19 protein-coding genes, 1 tRNA gene and 2 pseudogenes are annotated in these 21,152 nt (G+C 55.4%); 16 read left to right on the forward strand and 6 right to left on the reverse strand.

From position 1 onward, the window contains the following. Nucleotides 1-47: 47 nt before the first annotated feature. The 5 genes and pseudogenes from QZ294_RS02975 to QZ294_RS02990 all read left to right on the forward strand — a co-directional run bounded on the left by QZ294_RS02975 (nucleotide 48) and on the right by QZ294_RS02990 (nucleotide 2,832). A complete protein-coding gene (locus QZ294_RS02975; protein WP_297046574.1) occupies nucleotides 48-1,262 on the forward strand; it encodes a bifunctional 3,4-dihydroxy-2-butanone-4-phosphate synthase/GTP cyclohydrolase II in 1,215 nt (404 codons plus the stop codon). A gap of 55 nt (nucleotides 1,263-1,317) precedes the next feature. Continuing rightward, nucleotides 1,318-1,407: transfer RNA gene (locus QZ294_RS02980), tRNA-Ser, on the forward strand. A gap of 432 nt (nucleotides 1,408-1,839) precedes the next feature. Continuing rightward, nucleotides 1,840-2,001, forward strand: a pseudogene (locus QZ294_RS10995) (integrase core domain-containing protein); the annotation flags it as partial. A gap of 222 nt (nucleotides 2,002-2,223) precedes the next feature. Further along, nucleotides 2,224-2,505, forward strand: coding sequence for a type II toxin-antitoxin system RelE/ParE family toxin (locus QZ294_RS02985; protein WP_297046809.1), 282 nt, complete (start codon nucleotides 2,224-2,226; stop codon nucleotides 2,503-2,505). A 21-nt stretch (nucleotides 2,506-2,526) separates the two neighbouring features. Next, a complete protein-coding gene (locus QZ294_RS02990; RefSeq protein ID WP_297046812.1) occupies nucleotides 2,527-2,832 on the forward strand; it encodes a HigA family addiction module antitoxin in 306 nt (101 codons plus the stop codon). Between the two features lie 110 nt (nucleotides 2,833-2,942). Here the strand turns inward: QZ294_RS02990 and QZ294_RS02995 are convergent. The 6 genes and pseudogenes from QZ294_RS02995 to QZ294_RS03020 form a co-directional block, all read right to left on the reverse strand. Beyond that, nucleotides 2,943-3,200: pseudogene (locus QZ294_RS02995) on the reverse strand (transposase); the annotation flags it as partial. Nucleotides 3,201-3,240: 40 nt separating this feature from the next. Then, a complete protein-coding gene (locus QZ294_RS03000; protein WP_297046577.1) occupies nucleotides 3,241-3,951 on the reverse strand; it encodes a class I SAM-dependent methyltransferase in 711 nt (236 codons plus the stop codon). A 92-nt stretch (nucleotides 3,952-4,043) separates the two neighbouring features. After that, a complete protein-coding gene (locus QZ294_RS03005; protein ID WP_297046579.1) occupies nucleotides 4,044-6,173 on the reverse strand; it encodes a glycosyltransferase in 2,130 nt (709 codons plus the stop codon). 10 nt (nucleotides 6,174-6,183) lie between these two features. Then, on the reverse strand, nucleotides 6,184-7,317 hold the full coding sequence (locus tag QZ294_RS03010; RefSeq protein WP_297046581.1) for a DegT/DnrJ/EryC1/StrS aminotransferase family protein: 1,134 nt from the start codon (nucleotides 7,315-7,317) through the stop codon (nucleotides 6,184-6,186). Nucleotide 7,318: 1 nt separating this feature from the next. Further along, nucleotides 7,319-8,026 carry an NDP-sugar synthase gene (locus tag QZ294_RS03015; RefSeq protein ID WP_297046584.1) on the reverse strand — a complete coding sequence of 236 codons (708 nt, stop codon included), beginning with the start codon at nucleotides 8,024-8,026 and terminating at the stop codon, nucleotides 7,319-7,321. 14 nt (nucleotides 8,027-8,040) lie between these two features. Then, nucleotides 8,041-9,048, reverse strand: a complete 1,008-nt coding sequence (locus QZ294_RS03020) for an NAD-dependent 4,6-dehydratase LegB (protein WP_297046586.1) — start codon at nucleotides 9,046-9,048, stop codon at nucleotides 8,041-8,043. Nucleotides 9,049-9,547: 499 nt separating this feature from the next. On the opposite strand from QZ294_RS03020, the gene pseB reads away from it, so the two are divergent. The 11 genes from pseB to QZ294_RS03075 all read left to right on the forward strand — a co-directional run bounded on the left by pseB (nucleotide 9,548) and on the right by QZ294_RS03075 (nucleotide 21,079). Then, nucleotides 9,548-10,534 carry a UDP-N-acetylglucosamine 4,6-dehydratase (inverting) gene (gene pseB, locus QZ294_RS03025; RefSeq protein ID WP_297046589.1) on the forward strand — a complete coding sequence of 329 codons (987 nt, stop codon included), beginning with the start codon at nucleotides 9,548-9,550 and terminating at the stop codon, nucleotides 10,532-10,534. Further along, nucleotides 10,531-11,643, forward strand: a complete 1,113-nt coding sequence (gene pseC / locus QZ294_RS03030; RefSeq protein ID WP_297046592.1) for a UDP-4-amino-4,6-dideoxy-N-acetyl-beta-L-altrosamine transaminase — start codon at nucleotides 10,531-10,533, stop codon at nucleotides 11,641-11,643. The genes pseB and pseC overlap by 4 nt, the downstream gene beginning before the upstream one ends. Then, on the forward strand, nucleotides 11,643-12,272 hold the full coding sequence (locus QZ294_RS03035) for a pseudaminic acid biosynthesis-associated methylase (RefSeq protein WP_297046595.1): 630 nt from the start codon (nucleotides 11,643-11,645) through the stop codon (nucleotides 12,270-12,272). Before pseC ends, QZ294_RS03035 begins: the two co-directional genes overlap by 1 nt. A 187-nt stretch (nucleotides 12,273-12,459) precedes the next feature. After that, entirely contained in the window at nucleotides 12,460-13,470 is a 1,011-nt protein-coding gene (locus QZ294_RS03040; protein ID WP_297046599.1) for a hypothetical protein, read from the forward strand. A gap of 57 nt (nucleotides 13,471-13,527) precedes the next feature. Beyond that, nucleotides 13,528-14,232 carry an acylneuraminate cytidylyltransferase family protein gene (locus tag QZ294_RS03045; protein WP_297046602.1) on the forward strand — a complete coding sequence of 235 codons (705 nt, stop codon included), beginning with the start codon at nucleotides 13,528-13,530 and terminating at the stop codon, nucleotides 14,230-14,232. Then, nucleotides 14,222-15,280, forward strand: a complete 1,059-nt coding sequence (locus QZ294_RS03050) for an N-acetylneuraminate synthase family protein (protein ID WP_297046605.1) — start codon at nucleotides 14,222-14,224, stop codon at nucleotides 15,278-15,280. Before QZ294_RS03045 ends, QZ294_RS03050 begins: the two co-directional genes overlap by 11 nt. Continuing rightward, nucleotides 15,270-16,358, forward strand: a complete 1,089-nt coding sequence (gene pseG, locus QZ294_RS03055) for a UDP-2,4-diacetamido-2,4,6-trideoxy-beta-L-altropyranose hydrolase (protein ID WP_297046608.1) — start codon at nucleotides 15,270-15,272, stop codon at nucleotides 16,356-16,358. Before QZ294_RS03050 ends, pseG begins: the two co-directional genes overlap by 11 nt. 101 nt (nucleotides 16,359-16,459) lie before the next feature. Beyond that, on the forward strand, nucleotides 16,460-17,437 hold the full coding sequence (locus QZ294_RS03060; RefSeq protein ID WP_297046611.1) for a GNAT family N-acetyltransferase: 978 nt from the start codon (nucleotides 16,460-16,462) through the stop codon (nucleotides 17,435-17,437). A gap of 32 nt (nucleotides 17,438-17,469) precedes the next feature. After that, nucleotides 17,470-18,486, forward strand: coding sequence for a pseudaminic acid synthase (gene pseI / locus QZ294_RS03065; RefSeq protein WP_297046615.1), 1,017 nt, complete (start codon nucleotides 17,470-17,472; stop codon nucleotides 18,484-18,486). Nucleotides 18,487-18,490: 4 nt separating this feature from the next. After that, the gene (locus tag QZ294_RS03070; protein ID WP_297046618.1) at nucleotides 18,491-19,885 is read left to right on the forward strand and encodes a hypothetical protein; all 1,395 of its coding nucleotides are present in this window, start codon (nucleotides 18,491-18,493) and stop codon (nucleotides 19,883-19,885) included. 9 nt (nucleotides 19,886-19,894) lie between these two features. After that, a complete protein-coding gene (locus QZ294_RS03075; protein ID WP_297046621.1) occupies nucleotides 19,895-21,079 on the forward strand; it encodes an N-acetyl sugar amidotransferase in 1,185 nt (394 codons plus the stop codon). The last annotated feature ends 73 nt before the right edge of the window (nucleotides 21,080-21,152 follow it).

Consider the following 21,152-nt stretch of genomic DNA (forward strand, 5'->3'; position numbering starts at 1 on the left):
GGCGAAAGTTCCGGCGTCGCGCCGGAGGAGAAAACAAAGGACACATCATGCCCCTGAGTAGCGTTGAAGAGGCCGTTGCCGATATCCGGCAGGGCCGGATGGTCATTCTTGTGGACGATGAGGACAGGGAAAACGAAGGCGACCTGACCATGGCCGCCGAGCATGTGACGCCCGAGTCCATCAATTTCATGGCGAAATTCGGGCGTGGACTCATCTGCCTGCCGCTTGCGCCGGAACTGGTGGACAAGCTGGGCCTGCCCATGATGACCCAACGCAACGGCTCGCGCTTCGGCACCAACTTCACGGTTTCGGTCGAGGCGCGCGAGGGGATCTCCACCGGCATTTCCGCCGCCGACCGCGCCACCACCATCAAGGCCGCCGTGGCCGACGGGGCGCGGCCCGAGGACCTCGTCTCCCCGGGGCATGTCTTTCCGCTCCGCGCCAAGGCCGGGGGCGTGCTCGCGCGCACCGGGCAGACCGAGGGCGGCGTGGACCTGGCGCGTCTGGCGGGGCTGAAGCCCGCGGCCGTCATCTGCGAGGTCATGCGTGACGACGGCACCATGGCGCGCATGCCCGACCTGGAGATCTTCGCCCGCGAGCACGGCCTGAAGATCGTGGCCGTCAAGGACATCATCCGTTATCGGCTGGAGCGTGGGCAGGTCTCTGTGCGGCGCGACGCCACGGCGCACCTGCCGAGCATGTACGGCGATTTCATCGTGCATGCCTATGAGAGCGAAATGGAACCCGGCACGCATCTCGCCCTGGTCAAGGGCGACATCAGCGGACCGGAGCCTGTCCTTGTGCGCGTGCACAGCCAGTGCCTCACCGGAGATGCCCTGGGGTCCCTGCGTTGCGACTGCCGGGGACAGCTCGGCGCGGCCCTGCGCCAGATCGAGAACGAGGGCAGGGGCGTCCTGCTCTACATGCGGCAGGAAGGGCGGGGCATCGGCCTTGCCAACAAGATCCGCGCCTATGCCCTGCAGGATCAGGGCTATGACACGGTGGAGGCCAACCGCATGCTCGGCTTCCCCGACGACCTGCGCGACTACGGCACCGGCGCGCAGATGCTGGTGGACCTCGGCATTCACAAGGTCCGGCTTTTGACGAACAATCCCAAGAAGATCGTCGGCCTTTCCGGGTACGGCATCGAGATCGTGGAGCGCGTGCCCATTGAAGTGGAGGCGTGTCCGGAAAACGAGGCCTACCTGCGGACCAAGAAGGAAAAAATGGCGCACCTGCTCAAGGGCATCCGCTGCCATTGAGCGCGGATCGTCTCTACGGCGCGTTGCATGCGCGGGGCGCACGCCCCGCTCCCGCGGAGGGATGGCAGAGCGGCTGATAGCGGTGGTCTTGAAAACCACTTGGGGTTCACGCCCCACGGGGGTTCAAATCCCTCTCCCTCCGCCAAATGAGTATCCGTTTATGTTCAGGAAAGTCCGCAAAGCCTTGAGCCAAGCGGGCTTTCTTCGTTGTAGAGCGTTTTCGCAAGAAATCGCGCAAACGCTCTGGCGGATGCGGGAGCAGGCGCCCGCGCCGTAATGAGGCGGAAAAACCATGCTTTTCGCCGGGATGGAGGCGGCGAAATCTGATAAAAACAGTTGTCGTACAGATATTTTCCTCAGCAAAATGCTCTATGCGTTCGCTGTTATTCACCGCCCGGAAAGCCCTGAAAAATCCCGGCGGCGGACATAACCGCCCCGCCACTTGTCCGGCGCCGTCACATAGGCCACCAGCGAGCGGCGCGTCGCCTTCCACTGTGCGATCCACGTTTGCAGCTGCCGCAATGACGGCACCTCAACACGGATGCCCTTGTGCGCGATCGCTTCCAGCCGTTCGCGGATGCTGGAACGCCTGCGGCTGCAAGGACGCCTGCCACGCAGGCTCCTTACGGACGATGAATGCCTGAACCAGAATATTTTCGTTTCCCTGGCAAACTCCCGGCATCTCATCGAGGCGTGGCAGGAGGAGTATAATCGCGACCGCCCCCACAGCGCTCCTGGGTGGCAAAGCCCTGAGACCTACCGGGCGACCCATCAACCCTTAAACCTGACAGGAACCACTACCTTATCCTTGGTATCGAGAAGGGGGGAGGGTCACGCGCTTCTGCTTTTTATCCTTGGAATCAATGCCAAGCAGATCCAGAAAATCCGCGATTCTTTCTTTTTCCATGTCCGACCTCAGCTTATATTTGCAATTATACGCATTTCGTATTATCCATTTCGTATGATTCGCAGCTTTAAAGACAGCATGGCCGAAAGTCTTTTCTTCGGCTTCAGGGAAAAAGGCTTTCCTCCTGAATTGCAGCGCACGGCCATGCGAAAGCTCAAAATCCTTCACAACGCCGTCACGCTTCAGGATCTCCGCGTTCCTCCCGGAAACAGGCTCGAAGCCCTTAAAGGCGACCGCGAAGGTCAGCACAGCATCCGCATCAACGACCAATGGCGAATTTGCTTTGTCTGGCGTGACGGCAACGCTGAATCCATAGAAATCGTCGATTACCACTAGGAGCTTCTCATGAATGACCGTATGCCCCCCATCCATCCGGGCGAAATCCTCAATGAAGACTTTCTTAAGCCCCTGGGTATCAGTCAGACGCGCCTTGCTCTTGACACGGGCATGCCGCAAAGCCGTGTCCAGAACATCCTTGCCGGAAAGCGCGGCATCTCCGCTGACACCGCCGTGCGTCTTGCCGCCTATTTCGGCAACAGCGAGGCGTTTTGGCTCAACTGCCAGGCCACCTATGAGCTTGATGCCGTTGCCTGGTCTGGTCGGCGTGAAGAAATTCTGGCGCGCGTCCATCCCTGCCCCCTCAGTGTTCCGACACTTCCATGACCTTATGCCCGGTAGATGGTCAGTGCCGCGGTTGACACCCAGTGTCGCACAGGGCCGCCGCTGGGAGGCCGCGTATGCCGTTTGAACATACTGCACCGGGCTTCAGAAGTTTTTGACAGGACATCCTTGAGGATGGAGATATCCAGCGCCTGCTCGGCCACCATCTTCCTGAGCCGGGCGTTCTCCTCCTCAAGCTGGCGCAGGCGCATGGCGTCAGAAACATCCATGCCGCCATACTTTGGCCGCCACTTGTAAAAAGTGGCGTCCGAAATCCCGTGCTTGCGGCACAAGTCCACCACGCGCATGCCGGCTTCGGCCTGACGCAAGATCCCGATGATTTGCTCTTCGCTGAATCGACTCCGTTTCATGGCTGTGCTCCTATGCCAGGAACACTACCTTTTCAATGGATCAGTTTTTTGGGGGAGGGGTCACTGGAAAATCCCGGCGGGCATACAGGCGCCGGGACTGCTCACCGACCAAGAACTCTTTTTCAAGAAAGAAGCCATGTTTTTCCATCAGCGCGGAATAGTCATGCAAGAATATATAAAATCCGAGGTTGTCCTGTTGGATGCCTCTTTTTTCGCACTCATTTCTGGTGAGTTCGTTGATATAGATCCTGTCTGTCAATGAAGCAAGAATTTCCAGATGTTTCTTCAGACTTTCCTCATCGAGGTGTTGCATGACCCGATTGGAGATAGCGATATCGAAATGCCGTTGAGGATCATACTTTTCAAGGCTTCCCAAAAAAAGGGAGACATTTGAAAAGCCGCGCTTTCTGGCATAGGCAATAGCGGATGCGGAAATATCCTGCCCTATGACCTCCTCTATGCCCAGTTCCGCATAGAGGGAAAAATTTCTGCCGTTTCCGCAACCAAAATCAAACAGACGCCGGGGACGGACCTCACGCAGTACTTCCCGCAATGTCTCCTGACCGCCCCGCGAATGACCATATGTGGTGAACAGATCATGTCCCCGCCGTTTCCAGTACAGTTTTTTCCCCATTTCCGTTCTGTAGATGGAGCCAAGGAAAAGTTCCTTTCCTTTTTCCCATTGTCCATTCAAAGAATTTTTGCATGTTTTTAACCAGGTATAAACTTTTTCCGGGAAAAGGCATTTCAACATCATCTCCCCTGTCTTCAGCTATGGAAAACTGGAAATCGGTCGGAACTATCCATAACACCAAAATATCGTTATATTCTCCTGACGCAGTGTTACTTTTTCCATAACCCCAGTTGCACATAGCGTTGCAGGGAACGGGCATATGGCCGGGCCGGCCCGAGGAGCGTTTTCAGGAGCTGGAAGGTGGCGCGGCGCGCGCGGCGGCGTGCGCCTGTGCCCGCCAGACGCAGAAGCGACGGAAGCAGTCCTTGCCCGGCCGCCGCCCGCATGAGCGTCCACAGCTTCCTGTATTCTTTGCCGCGCAGGCATGCGCCGCCGGTATTCCAGACGCCACGGGCCAGGAATTGCCGTCCTGTTCCATGGCGCATAAAAAGATCTTTGTGTTTTTCATAGAGATATGCATGCAGATCGACGTCAAAACGCGCGCGTTTTGCAGTCAGAGAGTTTCCATGCCTTCTGTAGTACATCAGGGGCAGCGGAATATGGGCCACAGTGACGGCTTCCCCAAATGCCGCGAGCCAGAAGTCCCAGTCCTGGTTTCCGGCCTTGAGGCGGGGGCTTTCGTCATAGCCGCCCACGCGTTCGTAGAGCGAGCGCCGAACCATCGCCGTGCCGGGGATCCACTGCTCCAGCGTCATGTCTTTTTCCGTTCGCACCGTGTAATGCCAGCAGGTATTTTTTGCCCCGAAACAGGCAAGGTCATACATGACGATATCCGCCTCGGGCCGTTCGAGGGCCGCGGTCGCCAGCAACTGGAGCAGCCAGGGGTGCAGCACGTCGTCAGCGTCCTGGTACATGACATATTGACCGGAGGAGTGGGCAAAGGCGGTATTGCGCCCCGCGCAGGCCCCCCTGTTCGCAGCATGGCGCACCGTCCTGATGCGCGCATCGTTGAAGGAGGCGACAATGGCCGCCACATCGCCCCGCGTGGAAGCGTCGTCAACCACGATGATCTCCCAGTTGGGATATACCTGCTGTTGCAGGGAGCGCAGCAGGTCCGGCAGGTATTCGGCGGCATTGTAGGCGGAGGTCAGCAGCGAGATGAGCGGACCATCGGGAAGTTTCCGCAGAACGGGAGGGACTTTCGCGGTTGGCCGCGCGATCTCCGTGTAGATCTCTTCCAGCCGCGCGCAGTACTTCTCAAAGGAATACTCTGTCCGGGCGGCGTCCAGGGCGCGGTCAAGCCGGCGCTCGTCGGCTTCGGGCCGTGTGAAGAAGGCGTCCAGCGCAGTGTCCAGCGCGTCGTCGGAAAACGGCTCCACAAGGGATGCGGTCCGCTCGATGAAGGTATTTTTGTATGCTGGGAGCAGTCGGGTGACGATGGGCGTTTTGGTTGCCGCTGCTTCCACAAAGGTAACGGGAAAGGCATCATTGCGCGGGATGTTGATGATGCCGTCCATGGCCCAGTAGAGCTGGTGCAGATCCTTCTCTTCCACAGCCGGGAGAAAGTGCACACGGTCCGCCAGTGGGGAACGGCGCGCCCTTTCACAAAGGCGTTCGGCAAATGCCTGATGCTCCGGCAGGGTTTCGAGTCCGAATCTCTTAAAATACAAATGGGCGTCCGGGTGCTTTTTTCCGACCCGCAAAAACGAAGCCAGGATCGCCTCATGCTGATAGCTGCTGTAAAAAGCGCGAGGGGAGAGCAGGGCGACATGCTCCCCGGCAATGCCGAAGCGCGCGCGTGCGTCGGCTCTTTCCCTGGCGGTGGGCGGCCGGAACTGGCGCATGTCCGCCCCAAGGTGCAGATGCTCGATGGGGGCACAGTCCGGGGCCACGAAACGGCATTTTTCGGACATGGCCTGAGCATCAACAAGAACGCGGGCGCAACGCGGCAGGGTGTAGGGCAGGTCCCAACGGACGAAGCTTTTGAATTTGCGGAGGAATGCCGAGCCTCCGGGGGCGGGGACAAAGGCATTGATGTCGCTTCCCCACACGGAAAGCACCACCGGCGCGATACCCGAGCGCAACACATGGTACGCCGCAAGGTCCGCATAATGAACATGGGCGACTTCCGGCGCGAAGACGCGCCCGATTTCCGCCAGGGTACCCATGATATGGTCGTGCGTAAGATCGTGCCAGATGTGGCTGAACCTGGTGTGCCCTTCGGGGAAGGGATTGACCCTGCCCAGCACCGCGACCTCGTGCCCCCTGTCCAGCAGATAGCGCAAGGGGCGCAGCACATGCGGCGAATGGGCCGCGGTGGAAACGAAAAGGATGCGCATCAGGAAGCCTTCATTTCGGAGATGACAGGATTTCCGCCAGGGCGGCGACAACGCGCTCAACATCGTTGCGCGAGAGTCCTGGATGCAAGGGGAGCGTAAGCGTCCGCGCGCTGTATTCTTCGGCGACAGGGAGCTTTCGGCGACCGATCTGCCGCTGGTGCCAGGCAAATCTGTGCCAGGGAGGATAGTGGACGCTGCTCTGGATGCCCCGGCTCCGCAACCCGGCCATGAGGGCGCCCCTGTCCGCTCCGGGGGGAAGCACGACCGGCATCAGGTGATATGTTGAACGATACTCCCGGCTGAACGGCACAAGAATGGAAGGAAGTTCCCTGTCCAGCAGGTCCCGGTACAGGGAGGAAAATTCCCCGCGCAGCCGGTTGTGCCGTTCCAGCCGGGACAATTGTGCAAGCCCCAGGGCGGCGCGGATGTCATCCAGGCGGTAATTCCAGCCCAGTTCCTCAATGTCGTAACCAAAGGCATGCCCCCTGGCGCGGGTCAGGGTGGGGGCGCTCATGGCGTGTCCGCGCAGCCGTCGCATGCGTTCCGCCAGGGACTCATCCCGCACAAGCACCATGCCGCCTTCGGCAGTGGTGATGTTCTTGTTGCCGAAAAAGCTGAATACGGCCGCCGCGGAGTATTTGCCCACATCGGGAAGGCCCGGGCAATGCGCCGCGTCTTCAACGAGGATCAGCTTGTTGCTCTCGGCAAAATCCTTCCATGCCGGAAGATCCACGCTGTACCCGCCATGGTGCATGACAATGACGGCTCTGGTGCGGGGGGTCAGCGCGCGCTCGGCGGCGGCGGGATCGATATGCGGAAGATGCAGGCCGGTAATGTCCACCGGGACGGGGACCGCACCCGTGTAGATGACCGCGTTGGCTGTGGCGACAAAGGTGATGCCCGGCACAAGCACCTCGTCTCCCGGGCCGATGCCGAGGGCGGCCAACGCCAGATGCAGACCGGACGTGCAGGAATTGACGGCAACGGCGGACGCATGCGGGTAGAGCCTGGAAAACGCCTGCTCAAATTCCGCCGTCTTCTCCCCCTGGGTCAGCCACGCGCCGCGCAGGACGGCAAGGACGGCCCGCTCCTCCTCCTCACCCAGGACGGCTTCCGAAAGCCCGATGATGCCTTCCCGTTCCATGCTATTCCCTCAGCAGGCTCTGGTTTTTGGCGATCGCTTCCTGCGCGCCGGCAAAATCCTGGGGGCGGCCCAGGTCCATCCACAATCCTTCATGGGGATACGCGTATATCGGGATATTCCTGTCCAGCAGCGCGTACATCAGGTCGTCAAATCCGAAGGGGACCTTTTCCGGTATATATTCCAGTATCTCAGGCTCCATGCAGTAAACGCCCATGCTGACGGTCTGGTGCAGGACGGGTTTTTCCCGGAACGCCGTTATCCGGTCGCGTTCAATGTCCATGACGCCAAGATTGGTGGGGATGTCCTTTTTCGTTGTGGCTACTGTCAGCACGCCTCCGTGGGCCTTGTGGAACGCCGCCAGCTCACGGAGGTTCAGATCCGTCAGGATATCGCCGTTCAGGGAGAAAAATGTTTCGGACAGGCGTTCTCTGCCCACAAGGCGCAATGCGCCGACAGTATTCAGCGGCGTGTCTTCCTGCACATAGGTGATGGGCAGGCCGTATTCCGAGCCGTCTCCGCAGGCCGCCCGGATGATCTTGCCCAGATAGCCAAGCGTGATGAACGCTTCTTCCACGCCGCCCCGGCAGAGCCAGCGGAGAAGGATCTCAATGATGGGCACATCCCCCACCGGGACCAGCGGCTTGGGCAACACAACGGTAAAAGGTCGCAGGCGCGTGCCTTTTCCTCCAGCCTGGATGACCGCTTTCATGGGCCGACACTCCGTCAGATATTGTATATGGAGGTTTTGTATGTGGCGAGATTTTCCGGGCGCATGAACCAGTCGATGGTGACTTCCAGGCCCCGGCGGAAACCCTCAAGGCCGCCATATTCGGGACGCCAGCCGCTCAGCGCGCGCAGGCGCGCGTTGTCGCCGAACAGGCGTTCCACCTCGCTGTTTTCAGGCCGCAGGCGCTGCGCATCGCACCGCACCGTGATGTCGGCCCGCATGATCTCGGCAATGAGCCGGGCAACGTCACCGATGGAGATCTCAAAGTTACTGGCGGCATTGACGATTTTTCCTTCCGCGTCGCGGGCCAGGAGCAGTGCTTCAAAGGCTCTGACCGTGTCCGCAACGTAGTTGAAGTCACGTGTGGGCGTCAGGTTGCCAAGGGAAATTTCCCTTGCGCCTTTGGCAATCTGGGTGATTATGGTGGGAATGACGGCTCTGGCCGATTGCCGGGGACCGTAGGTGTTGAAGGGGCGCAAGACGGCGACCGGTGTGCCGAAGGAGCGATGGAAGGAAAGCGCCACTTGGTCAGCGCCGATTTTTGAGGCGGAATAGGGTGATTGCCCCTGGAGAGGATGGTCTTCAGTAATGGGGACGAAGCGGGCGGTGCCATAGACCTCGCTGGTTGACGTGTGCACGATGCGTTGCACGTCAAGATCCCTGGCCGCCTGAACGATGTTGAGCGTACCTTTGATATTTGTATCTATGTATGTTTCAGGGGAATGATACGAATAGGGAATGGCGATGAGAGCGGCAAGATGCAATATGGCATCACATCCTGAAACAGCGCTACGCACGCCATAGGGGTCGCGGATGTCACCGCAGAAAACATCAAGTTCCCGTTGAACTTCAGGCGGGATATGGTCAAGCCAGCCCCATGAATTAAAAGAGTTATACAGAACAAATGCGCGGACGTCATACCCTTGACGTACAAGATGTTCGGTAAGATGACTGCCGATGAATCCATCAGCTCCTGTGACAAGAATACGCTTGTAGTTTGCCATATGGTATTTATCCATTATGTTATAATATGTTTTGCATCAATAGTGAACACAATACTGCATGCTGAGCGTGGAGGATGACTTTGCAGAGAGTGTCGCTGTAAAATCCAAATATGCCATGCCCGCAGTGGGATTCCGGGCGTTCATCGACAGACACACTGTCGAAGCCAGGGAGGACTTGCTTATGAAACTGCAATGAATTTACGCTGTTATATTCTGTTTTAAATTGACTTTTGACGAAGGAAAATGGGGAAACGAAAATTCTTGCCAGGAAAATGGGGATAGGCTAAGAAATGGTCGGTGCCATTGTCAGTGTGTCTGTTGACAATGCCATCCCCAAATCGGTTCTGTAGTTATTGAGGAATTTCGCCGCCATGTCCGTGCCTTCCTGGCGGTTCAGGCACAGTCCGGCGGATCGCGCCCGAAACGGAGCATTCCTCCTGTATGCAGGAATCTCCCTGCGGCAAACAGCCACGGCGGCACGCCGGTCAACGGACACTCCATGTTTACCGATAAGACCCTTCTCATCACCGGGGGCACCGGCTCGTTCGGCAAGAAATGCGTCGAGATCATCCTCCGAAAGCACAGGCCCAGGCGGCTCATCATCTTTTCGCGGGATGAACTCAAGCAGTTCGAGATGCAGCAGGTATTTCCGCAGACGACCTATGACTGCCTGCGCTATTTCATTGGCGATGTCCGGGATAAGGAGCGGCTGTACCGCGCATTTCGCGGGGTGGATTACATCATCCATGCGGCGGCGCTCAAACAGGTGCCCGCGGCTGAATACAATCCCACGGAATGCATCCGCACAAATATCGGCGGCGCGGAAAATATCGTCAACGTTGCGGCCGACTGCGGGGTAAAAAAAGTGGTGGCCCTGTCCACAGACAAGGCCGTTGCCCCCGTCAACCTCTATGGCGCCACCAAACTCTGTTCTGACAAGCTCTTTATCGCGGCCAATTCCTATACGGCCTGCGATACGGTGTATTCCGTGGTGCGGTACGGCAATGTCATGGGCAGCCGCGGCAGCGTCATTCCCTTTTTTCTCAAAAAGCGCGACGCCGGGGGACCCCTCCCCATCACCGACACGCGCATGACACGCTTCTGGATCACCCTTGAGCATTCGGTGCACATGGTCCTGCGTTCCTTTGAACTGGCCGGGGGCGGCGAGATACTGGTGCCCAAGATCCCCAGCATGAAGATCAGCGATCTGGCCGAGGCCATCGCGCCCGGCATGCCCACGGTCGAGGTGGGCATCCGCCCCGGCGAAAAGCTGCACGAGACCATGATCACGGCGGAGGATTCACGCCACACCATCGACATCGGCCATTATTATGTCATCAAGCCCGAGACCTTCCCCTACCGCGGCCCGGAAGGCCGGCCGGTGCCCGAAGGCTTCAGCTACAATTCCGGCACCAACGAGAGCTGGCTGACAGTGCCCGAATTGCGCGCCACCCTGCGGGAACAGGGGTTCGACGTCCAGCCATGAACGCCCCGCATTTTCTTCCCTATGGCCGGCAAACCATTGACGAGGACGACATCGCCGCCGTGGTCGAGGTCCTGCGTTCGGACTGGCTGACCACCGGGCCGGCCGTGGAGCGCTTCGAGGCGGACGTCTGCGCCTATACGGGCGCACGCCACGGCGTGGCCGTCAGCAACGGCACCGCGGCCCTGCATGCGGCCATGTTCGCCCTGAACATCGGACCCGGTGATGAGGTCATCGTCCCGCCCATGACCTTTGCCGCCTCGGCCAACTGCATCCTCTATCAGGGCGGCACGCCGGTCTTCGCGGACGTGGAGGCCGACACCCTGCTGCTGGACCCGTCCTGCGTTGAGGCTGTCATCACCCCGCGCACGAAAGCCATCATCGCCGTGGACTATGCCGGCCAGCCCTGCCGCTGGGACGCCCTGCGCGCCATTGCCGACAGGGAGCACCTGGCGCTGGTGGCCGACGGCTGCCATGCGCTGGGCGCGACCTGCAAAGGCCGCAAGGTGGGGACGCTGGCGGACATCACCGTCTTCAGCTTCCATCCCGTCAAGCATATCACCACGGGCGAAGGTGGCATGGCCGTGACCGACGACGCGGGGCTGGCGGCGCGCATGCGGGCTTTTCGCGGCCACGGCATCACCAGCACGGCCAGCCAGCGGGAAAAGTCCGGCGCGTGGTTCTATGAAATGACGGAGCTGGGCTACAATTACCGGATCACAGATTTCCAGTGCGCGCTCGGCTCTTCGCAGCTCAAAAAACTGGATGGCTGGATCGACAGGCGCAACGCCCTGGCGCGCGCATATGACGCGGCCCTTGCGGGGCAGGGAGCCATTCGCCCGCTTGCCCTGCGCGCGGACGTGCGCCATGCCTACCATCTCTATGTGGTACGCACCCCGGAGCGGGACGAGACCTTCCGCCGCCTGCGGGCCAACGGCATCGGCGCAAACGTGCATTATGTGCCGGTACACCTGCATCCGTACTATCAGCGATTGGGCTACGCAAAGGGTCTCTGCCCCGCGGCCGAGGCGGCCTATGAAGAAATACTGACGCTGCCACTCTGGCCGGGGATGACGCAGAAAAATGTTGAATACATCAAGAGGATTATCTGATGCATGAATTGAGTGAGCAGGAAGAGTTTTGGACTGGCGATTTTGGTAATGAATATATTTATCGCAATAGTCTTGATAGGTTGCTTGGGCCAGCAACAGCAATGTGGGCGCAAATTTTGCAATATTGCCTGGAGCCTCCTCGTTCCGCGTTTGAAATGGGCTGCAATATTGGCGCCAATTTGTATGCACTGAAAAATTTGCTGCCAGAAATTTCTCTTACTGCTGTTGAAATTAATAGTCAAGCAGCGAATCTGGCAAAGAATACACAGGCAACAATATATAACTGTTCAATCTATGATTTTGAATATCCTGCTGATTCCTTTGATTTAGTATTTTCCAGTGGCGTCCTTATTCATATCGATCCAAATTTCATTTCTGATATCTATAAAAAGATTTACGCACTTTCAAATAGATATATTTTGATAAATGAATACTATAATCCAACAGCAGTTTCTTTGACGTATCGCAACCATAAAAATAAACTCTTTAAACGCGATTTCGCGGGGGAAATGTTGGACATGTTTCACGATTTAAGACTTGTAACATATCGTTTTATGTATCATCGCGATGCTGTTTTTCCCAAAGGGGATACTACTTGGTTCCTTCTTGAGAAATCAAAAGTGGCATGACGAAATGAAGGTGATAAAAGGCTAACAGCACGTCATGGCAAGCAAAAATATATATGTTAATCGTGCAATAATTTTCGAGCGCAGGTCCAAACAGATTATCGCCTTTTAGTTTTGATTAGGTATTCGTGAAAATTGCTACGTCGACAGGACGTGGTAGAGAAACAACTCATGATTAAGGAGTACAGTTATGGGACATATAAGGACATGTAAAAAATGTGGTTTTATACTCGGTACACGCCCTGGACTCCTTGAAGAAAATGGCGTTTGCCTGGCGTGTATCAATAGTGAAGAAAAAAAACAAATCAATTTTTCGGAACGTCAACATTGGCTTACAAAATACCTAAAAGAAACGCGTGGGCGCAGTAAATACGATTGTGTGATAGGTGTTTCAGGCGGTAAAGATTCGCATATGATCGTAAAACGTCTGATGGAAAATCATGGCATCAAGAATCCATTACTTGTTTCTTTAGTTGATGAATTCACGCTCAGCAAGGCTGGGAAATACAACAGAGACAATATTTCACGTCATTTTGGCGTAGATCATATGCTTTTCCGCTTTAATCATGATGAATTTTGTGAACAGGCATTGAAAGATTTTAAAGAAAATTTGCACCCTCTACGTTGGTTTGAAACAAAACTCTATCAGATTCCTCTGGAGATTGCACAAAATTTTGGAATTAATACTGTTTTTATGGGGGAAAATGGTGCTTTTGAATACGGAGTAAAGAAAGAACTGGATATTTTTTGCCCTCTTTCCACTGATGAAACAAAAATTATTTACTTAGGCGCTATCTACCCATACTCAACACAGGATTCACTCAAAGCTGCAACATCCTGTGGCTTCAAAGACCTTACATGGTTTCATGAATGGTATCGACAGGGGACCATTGAACAATATGCACAGATCGATTCTTTTGGCTATCTTGTACATATTTGGTGTAAATTTCCTAAGTTTGGATTTCAACGAGTTTCAGACATGGCCTGCCGTTACGTTCGAGAAGGTCGCTTGACACGCGAACAGGCAGTTCAGCTCATACGAGATAACGATTATCTTCTTGACCCGCTGGCAAAAGATGATTTTTGTCGTACTTTGGAAATATCACCAGCTCACTTTGATGAAGTTGTAGAAAATCATGCGAATTACAATTTGTTATATAGAGATAGTAATAATGCTCTCAAACGCATTGACTTTAAATAAAATGAGTACTCTTTCTATGATTTCAATAGTACTTTATTGTGCATAAGGGATTATGTGATGAAAACGCTTGCCATCATCCCCGCCCGTGGAGGGTCAAAACGCCTCCCGCGCAAAAATATCCTTCCGTTCCTGGGCAAGCCCTTGATGCTCTGGACATGCGAGGCCGCTCGAGATTCCGGCTGTTTTGACGCCGTCGTCGTCTCGACTGAGGATGGGGAAATCGCTGACATTGCGCGCTCCAACGGCTTTGCGGTGGATAGACGCCCCGCGTCGCTGGGATCTGACACAGCGAGCTGTGCGGACGTCTGCCTTGAGTTTCTTGATCGCTCGGAGCGGGCCGGAGTCCATTATGAACGCCTTTGCTGTCTGTACGCCACCGCGCCCCTGCGAAACGCAAAGGATATTCAGCATGTCATGACACGCCTCACGCCTGATGCCGATGCAGTTCATGCCGTTTGCGGCTATACTCATCCTCCTCACCAGATGCTGTATCAAAATCTCGAGGGATTTCTGGTGCCCGCCTTTCCGCTGCTGGTTACCAGAAAATCCCAGGAAGTCCCCGAGGGGGTCATCGGCAATGGCAGTACCTATGCCATCCGCGTTGAAGCGCTCAAGAAATACCGCTCCTTCTATCCTCCCCGTATCAGAGGCTACCGGATGCCGGCCTTACGTTCCATAGACATCGACACGGCCGAGGATTTTGCCTTGCTGGAAGCCTGCGCGCATTTGCTTGAAAAGGAAGGACACAGCCATGATATTTGATTGCATGTCTTCCCGTTCGAAACGGCCGGTCAGCATTGTTTTTGAGGCAGGTCCCACCCACGATGGGCTTGTCACCGCCAAGGCGCTGGTGGATGTGGCTGCGGGAGTCGGTGCGGATGCCATCAAGTTCCAGATCGTTGACGCGAAAAAAATTGTCCCATCCAAAGAAACCTTGTTCACCTATGAGGTATTGAAAAGCAGGGACACCGGCGAAAGGGAAATCGTCACGGAATCTCTGCAAGCGATCCTGTCTCGGCGCGAACTGACCTTTCCCGAATGGGCGGAGCTTATTGCCTACTGTAAGGAAAAAAAAGTTCTTTTTTTTGCCACCATCAGCAATACCGAAGAAATGGAATTCCTCGCCGCGGCTGGCTGCGCGTGCGTCAAAATTTGTTCGGGTGACATCAATTACCACCATTTGCTCAGACTGGCAGCACGTTTTCCGTGGGTGGTGCAGATAGACACCGGCAACGCGACTATCGGCGAAGTGGAGCAGGCCGTGGACGTTCTGGAGCAGGCCGGATGCCGCAAGATAATCATCAATCATTGTCCCTCGGGCTATCCGGCGCGTCTTGAAAGCATCAATCTGCGAACGGTGCATACCTTGCGGCAGATGTTCCCCTATCCGGTGGCTTTTTCCGATCACACGCCCGGCGCAACCATGGACATTGCCGCTGTGGCTCTTGGTGTCGATATGCTGGAAAAAACCATTACGCTGGATCGCTGCATTCGCAGCCCCGAGCACATCATGTCGTTGGAACCGCACGAGGCAGCGGATTTTGTGCGGACCATCCGCGAGGTGGAAACAGCCCTTGGCAATCCCCGAAGGATCATGACACCAGAAGAGCGAAGCCAGCCGCCGGTGGCGCGACGCAGTGTTGTGGCCGCCCGGGATATTGCCGCCGGTGAAATCCTGAAACAGGAGATGCTCGACTATGCCCGTCCCGGTGACGGGCTTCCTGCCCACCTTGATTACCTTGTTCTTGGGAAAAAGGTACGAAGGACGGTCAAGCAAGGCGAAAAACTCTTCCCGGCGCATGTCGAATAACACTGTCCTCCTCATTCGTGCCGATGCCGCGCCCCGCATGGGCACGGGGCATGTGATGCGCTGCCTTGCGCTGGCGCAGGCGGCTCTGGACGAGGGCCTGGACGTGCGTATGCTCTGCCGGGCAAATGTTGGCTGGCTGCGGGAGCGGCTGGAAAAAGAACGCATCCCGCTGCATGTGCTGCCGGATGCGCCGCCGGCGGCCGAAGACCCCAAGGCCTTGCTGCGCCAGCTCCGGCAGGGGGGGCTGCCCGAGGCCGCCGGAACGGATACGCCGGCATGGGTCGTCCTTGACGGGTACCACTTTGATGCGGCTTGCCAGAAAGCCGTCATGGACGCGGGCCATCGGCTGCTCGTCATTGACGATTATGCGCATTTGCCCGCCTATCAGTGCCATGTGCTGCTGAACCAGAACCCCGGCGCTGAAACGCTGGAATATGGCGGCTCCATCGGCCGCAGGCTGCTGGGGCCGAAATACGCGCTTCTTCGGCGGGAATTTGCGGCGGCGCGGGAAAGCGCCGTGCCGCGCGTGCCGCCAGCGCAACCGGAGAATATCCTGGTCACCCTGGGCGGCGGCGATTTCAGCGACGCTCTGGGAGGCATCGGCGCGCACATGACCGGGTCTGAACTGGCAGGGCGCACCATTCGCGTCATTCAGGGCGCCATGGACGCGGAGCGCGTGCGCACGGCCTTCGCAAAGTGTCCGGCCCGGCTGGAGATCCTGCCCCGCGTGGACGACATGGCCGCCCTGCTGCTGGATACCGACCTGTGCATCACGGCAGGCGGTTCAACCTGCTGGGAGCTTTGTTGCCTTGGGGTGCCTTTCCTCACGGTCGAGGTTGCGGAAAATCAGCGGGAGATCTGCGCCTGGCTGGAAAAAAACGGCATTGCGCCACGCGTTTCAGCGGTCGCGGTGCGCGAGCGGTTGAGCGGCGGAAACACGGCCCCGGATTCGGTCGTCCAGGGCCTCGTCGATGGCATTGGCGCCCTGAGGGTCGTGCGCTGCATGCAAAACGCCCAAGCGGTATCGGGATCAGGGCCGCGCGCCCGTCGCATGTTGCCCTTGGGGGCAGGGCAATGAACATCCTGTTTCTCGGGCCAGAATGTCCCCGGCTGGAGTACTGCCTCGTCCGGCATGGGCACAGCGTCCATCGGGAGGAAGGCGCCATTGCCGGGACTTTCGTGCGGAAAGCGGGTTTTGATTTCGGTCTTTCCTACCGATACCAGCATATCCTGCGTCAGGACGTCATCGACTTCTTTTCAGGCCGCCTCATCAACCTCCATATCGCACTGCTGCCCTGGAACCGCGGCAGCGATCCCAATCTCTGGAGTTTTCTGGAAGACACGCCCAAAGGCGTGACCATCCACCGCATTGATGCGGGCGTGGACACGGGTGACATTCTTTTGCAGGAAGAAATGCGCTTCGACGAAGCCGTGGACACGCTCCGCACTACATATGCCGCCTTGTCCAGACGCATTGAACAGCTTTTTTGGGAAAATGCGCCTGAGCTGCTGGCAAACGCCATACCCGCCCGCAAACAGCGGGGAGCGGGAACCAGCCATAGGAGCAGAGATAAGACTCCGTATCTTTATCTGCTTGAAAAGGCCTGGTGGGACACGCCCGTACGGGAGTTGCCGGGAAAAGCCAAGCGACAATCATCAGGAGGAAGAGAGAAGCCAACGCTGGTCCCGGTAACACCGGACAATAAGGAATTCCTGTTTCATATCATCAATGACGAGCAGGTCAGGTCCATGTCTTTTGAAAGCGGCCCTGTGGACTGGGAAACGCATTGCAGATGGTTCGCGGAGCGTATGGAAGAAAAGAATCCTTTTTATCTTGGCATGTTCCAGAATGAACCGTGCGGATATGTGCGTTTCCAGGCACGGCGGGGCCGGTGGGAGCGGACGTGCCGGGATGCCGTCATCAGCGTGGCGCTGCATTCACGCTTTCGCGGCAAGGGGCTGGCAACTCCCCTGCTTCGGGCAGCATGCCATCATGTGCTGCAAACGACTAGTATACGCCGGATCCATGCGTGCGTTAAGGCGGAAAATTCTGCCTCACTGGCAACATTCCGGCGTTGCCATTTTTCTGAAGTCAGCACGGAGATGATCCACGGCAATGCCAGCGTTACTTTCCTCTATCCGGGCTATGGGGAATGAACGAAATGCCTCCGGACTCCATGGAGAGAAAAATGTTTGCCAGAGAAAGCACCTTCATCATTGCCGAGCTTTCCGCCAACCATAATGGCCGCGTGGAACGTGCGGAGGCCCTCGTCCGCGCCGCGGCCGATGCCGGGGCAGATGCCGTCAAGCTGCAGACCTATACGGCGGATACCATGACCATCCCCTGCGATAGCGAATGGTTCCGCATCAAGGGCACGCTCTGGGAAGGCAGGACGCTCTACGAACTCTATCAGGAGGCAGCCATGCCCTGGGAATGGCAGCCGCGACTCAAGGCTCTTGCCAATGGCCTTGGCATGGAGTGCTTTTCCACGCCGTTTGACGCCACGGCTGTGGATTTTCTGGAGACCATGGATGTTCCCTGTTACAAGGTGGCCTCTTTTGAAGTGGTGGATATTCCGCTCCTGAAAAAAATCGCATCGACCGGAAAACCGGTCATCATGTCCACCGGCATGGCTTGTCTGGCGGAAATTGACGAGGCCGTGACCACGCTGCGCGAAAACGGCACACGGGAGCTGGCCCTGCTCAAATGCACGAGCGCCTATCCCGCGCCGCCGGAGGAGGCCAACCTGCGCACCATCCCGCATCTGGCCCAGGCGTTCACCTGCGTGGCGGGTCTTTCGGATCATACTTTGGGCAGCTCTGTGGCGGTGGCAGCCGTGGCGCTTGGCGCGCGCATCGTCGAGAAGCATTGTACCCTCTCTCGCGCCGATGGCGGCCCTGACGGCGCCTTCAGCATGGAGCCGGACGAATTCAGGCAAATGGTGCGGGACATCCGCACCGTTGAAAAGGCACTGGGAACCGTTTGCTACGACCTGACGCCCCGGCAGCAGGAAAGCAAGGTCTTCCGTCGTTCGCTCTTTGTCGTCAAGGACATGCAGGCGGGCGAAGTTTTCACGGAAGAAAACGTGCGCTGCATTCGGCCAGGGTACGGGTTGGCACCCAAGTTGCTTCCTCTTGTTTTGGGAAGGACGGCACGGCGCGCCATCACCTCAGGTACACCTGTTACATGGAATTCAATAGGGTAGGGAAATGCAGGATAACGATAATATCAATAAATTTCTTGCAATTGAAGATACGGAAGAAATTCTCACATTTACCGTACCTGAACTTGATATGCCATTGTGGTTGTATATCAGGTTTCCTTTTTTTAGCAACTTTCCTCAGAAATGGTCGGTTGTTGAAACAACGTACCCTCCCTATCCGACGAAAAGAACTTTTCTTCGACATCTTCCTGAGTTGCTGTCTCCTTGGCCCAAGCGTGATATCTGGTTTATTTCCGATTTGCAGAAAAATTATTATAAAAATATTGATAATAAATATTTCGATATTTATTTTGAACCATTAGCAAATATTTTCCCTGGGGATAGTCTCTATATTTCCAGGAGTATTTATGCATCAAGATTACTTAAAAAGCCTGAATTGGAGTATAAATTCATTCAATCAGCAAGTATTCTTTGTCAAAAAATTTCTTCATGCTGTATAAGTAAGTTATGTTATCTTGAAGCTAATAATTTGATGGAATTTGTGCAGAATCGAATATATTCACTGTTCGGTATGCATCTCCATCAAGACCTTAGAAAATATTTTATGGATCGACTACTTCGTCAGGTAAGTTATGAATATATGCAATATAAATTCTATAAGTTGCTGTTTCGCTATAGAAAGCCAAAAATATTATTTATTACAGATCCAATATTGGGAAAGTTGGCACTGATCAAGTTAGCTAAAGAGTATGGTATCACAACCGTCGAATTTCAACATGGCACAAGTGGATTGGTGTCTGTTGGCTACAACTGGGCGAATACGCTTCGACAAAGCAAAAGGGTGCGGTCTCATGTTGTCGACTATTTCTTGACCTACGGCGATTTCTGGAACAATCGTTTTCAGCTTCCCTGCGAGCTGTATCCTGTTGGAAATCCCTGGTTCTCCACACAGTGTAAACGCCACGTTACTGAAGGACGGGCCATCCTCTTTTGCCTCTCGACCTCTTTTGCTATCTATCCGGACCTCATTCGTGATCTTGCCGCGGCGTTTCCTGACCGTAGGATCATAGTTCGCCCTCATCCTAACCATCGCCAGGCTTTTCTTTCCAGTGATGTTGCTGGTGTGGAAGGTATTTCTGTTGATGAAGAAACGGACGTTTACACAACATTTTCCCAAGCGGAAATTGTCATTGGCGATATATCGACCAGCCTGATGGAAGCTCTTGCTTTGGGAAAACGTGTCTATTCCTTGCGTAGCAGCCAGGCAGAAAAATATTTTTCCAATTTGGATGTGAGCTTTTTCAGTGATGCGCCCGAGCTGATCAACTTGATCAACGACGCAACTTCAGGGCGGATCCCGCAAACCCAACGAGATGCCCTTTTTTGCACTGACTGGGAAAAAAATTACACCACCTTCATCACTCAACTTCTCGCCAACTGAGGAACGGCCATGAACAAAATGTGCACCCGCTGTGTTATGGATAGCACCGACCCCAATATCACTTTTGACGCACTGGGGCATTGCAATCACTGCAATACCTTTTATAACAACGTCTTGCCCCGCTGGAGAAAACTTCAGGAATCGGGAAATCTTGAAAAGACGCTGGATGTCATCCGCAAGGCAGGAAAAGGAAAATCATATGACTGCATCATAGGTCTTTCCGGTGGTGTTGACAGCTCATACGTCACAGCATTGAGCAGGGAATACGGACTCCGCCCCTTGCTTTTTCATGTCGATGGCGGATGGAATACACCAGAGTCAGAAGCAAATATCCAGCACCTTGTTGAAATAACGGGTTTTGATTTTGACAAATACACTGTTGAATGGGAGAAAATGCGCGATCTTCAGCGGGCATTTCTCCAGGCGGCAGTACCCAATCAGGACATTCCACAGGATCATCTTTTTTTTGCTGTTCTTTTTCATCTTGCTAAGAAAATGAGGATCCGGTACTGGCTTTCCGGCAGCAATTACGCTTCGGAATCCATTTTGCCCTCCGCTTGGGGAAACTGCGCCATGGACAGTCGGCATTTGCTGTCCATTCACAAACACTTCGGTCAGATCGCCCTTAACTCCTTTCCCCTTCTGTCGTCCTGGGAGTACTGTCACTATTACCTCGGCTTGGGGCCGGCATCGATTACACGTATCGATCCTCTCAATATGGTGAATTACCAGGTCCCCACTGCCAAGACAACGCTCATATCGAACTACGGCTGGCAGGATTACGGGCGGAAGCATGGCGAATCTGTCTTTACCCGTTTTTTTCAGAATTACTATCTTCCCACCAAATTCGGTTACGACAAACGAAAGGCCCATTATTCCAGTCTGATCTGCTCTGGACAGATGACGCGGGAAGAAGCCCTGGAACGTCTTGCCGAACCCCTTTACGAGCCGACGCAGTTGGACGCCGATATGGCCCTGATCAGTGAAAAGCTCGGGTATTCGCGTGAAGAATTTTCCGATATTCTGGAAAGACCAATCAGTAACCACAGCAACTATGCTGATAATTCACGTCTTTTCTTCCTGGCGTCACAAGCAAAACGCGTACAAAGAGGACTCTCGCTTCTTGCCAAAGGTGATATTAAGACATTCGTTCACAAAATTCGGAAAAAATTTATTGCTCGAAATCCATGCTAGGAAAACGGAACTATCATAGAAAAATTTTTCTTTGGCATCATGGAACGCATGACAATGGCGAAGAGAACTCATC

This window comes from uncultured Desulfovibrio sp., assembly GCF_910584445.1.
GTDB lineage: Bacteria > Desulfobacterota > Desulfovibrionia > Desulfovibrionales > Desulfovibrionaceae > Desulfovibrio.

Excerpts from the sequence above, each read along its gene's own strand:
- QZ294_RS03020 (WP_297046586.1), bottom strand. The coding sequence starts at position 9,048 with ATGGCAAACTACAAGCGTATTCTTGTCACAGGAGCTGATGGATTCATC.
- pseI (WP_297046615.1), top strand. The coding sequence starts at position 17,470 with ATGTTTGCCAGAGAAAGCACCTTCATCATTGCCGAGCTTTCCGCCAAC.
- QZ294_RS03075 (WP_297046621.1), top strand. The coding sequence starts at position 19,895 with ATGAACAAAATGTGCACCCGCTGTGTTATGGATAGCACCGACCCCAAT.
- QZ294_RS03070 (WP_297046618.1), top strand. The coding sequence starts at position 18,491 with ATGCAGGATAACGATAATATCAATAAATTTCTTGCAATTGAAGATACG.
- QZ294_RS02990 (WP_297046812.1), top strand. The coding sequence starts at position 2,527 with ATGCCCCCCATCCATCCGGGCGAAATCCTCAATGAAGACTTTCTTAAG.
- QZ294_RS03035 (WP_297046595.1), top strand. The coding sequence starts at position 11,643 with ATGCATGAATTGAGTGAGCAGGAAGAGTTTTGGACTGGCGATTTTGGT.
- QZ294_RS03010 (WP_297046581.1), bottom strand. The coding sequence starts at position 7,317 with ATGGAACGGGAAGGCATCATCGGGCTTTCGGAAGCCGTCCTGGGTGAG.
- QZ294_RS03045 (WP_297046602.1), top strand. The coding sequence starts at position 13,528 with ATGAAAACGCTTGCCATCATCCCCGCCCGTGGAGGGTCAAAACGCCTC.
- pseG (WP_297046608.1), top strand. The coding sequence starts at position 15,270 with ATGTCGAATAACACTGTCCTCCTCATTCGTGCCGATGCCGCGCCCCGC.
- QZ294_RS02975 (WP_297046574.1), top strand. The coding sequence starts at position 48 with ATGCCCCTGAGTAGCGTTGAAGAGGCCGTTGCCGATATCCGGCAGGGC.
- pseB (WP_297046589.1), top strand. The coding sequence starts at position 9,548 with ATGTTTACCGATAAGACCCTTCTCATCACCGGGGGCACCGGCTCGTTC.
- QZ294_RS03005 (WP_297046579.1), bottom strand. The coding sequence starts at position 6,173 with ATGCGCATCCTTTTCGTTTCCACCGCGGCCCATTCGCCGCATGTGCTG.
- QZ294_RS03015 (WP_297046584.1), bottom strand. The coding sequence starts at position 8,026 with ATGAAAGCGGTCATCCAGGCTGGAGGAAAAGGCACGCGCCTGCGACCT.
- QZ294_RS03050 (WP_297046605.1), top strand. The coding sequence starts at position 14,222 with ATGATATTTGATTGCATGTCTTCCCGTTCGAAACGGCCGGTCAGCATT.
- QZ294_RS02985 (WP_297046809.1), top strand. The coding sequence starts at position 2,224 with ATGATTCGCAGCTTTAAAGACAGCATGGCCGAAAGTCTTTTCTTCGGC.
- QZ294_RS03040 (WP_297046599.1), top strand. The coding sequence starts at position 12,460 with ATGGGACATATAAGGACATGTAAAAAATGTGGTTTTATACTCGGTACA.
- pseC (WP_297046592.1), top strand. The coding sequence starts at position 10,531 with ATGAACGCCCCGCATTTTCTTCCCTATGGCCGGCAAACCATTGACGAG.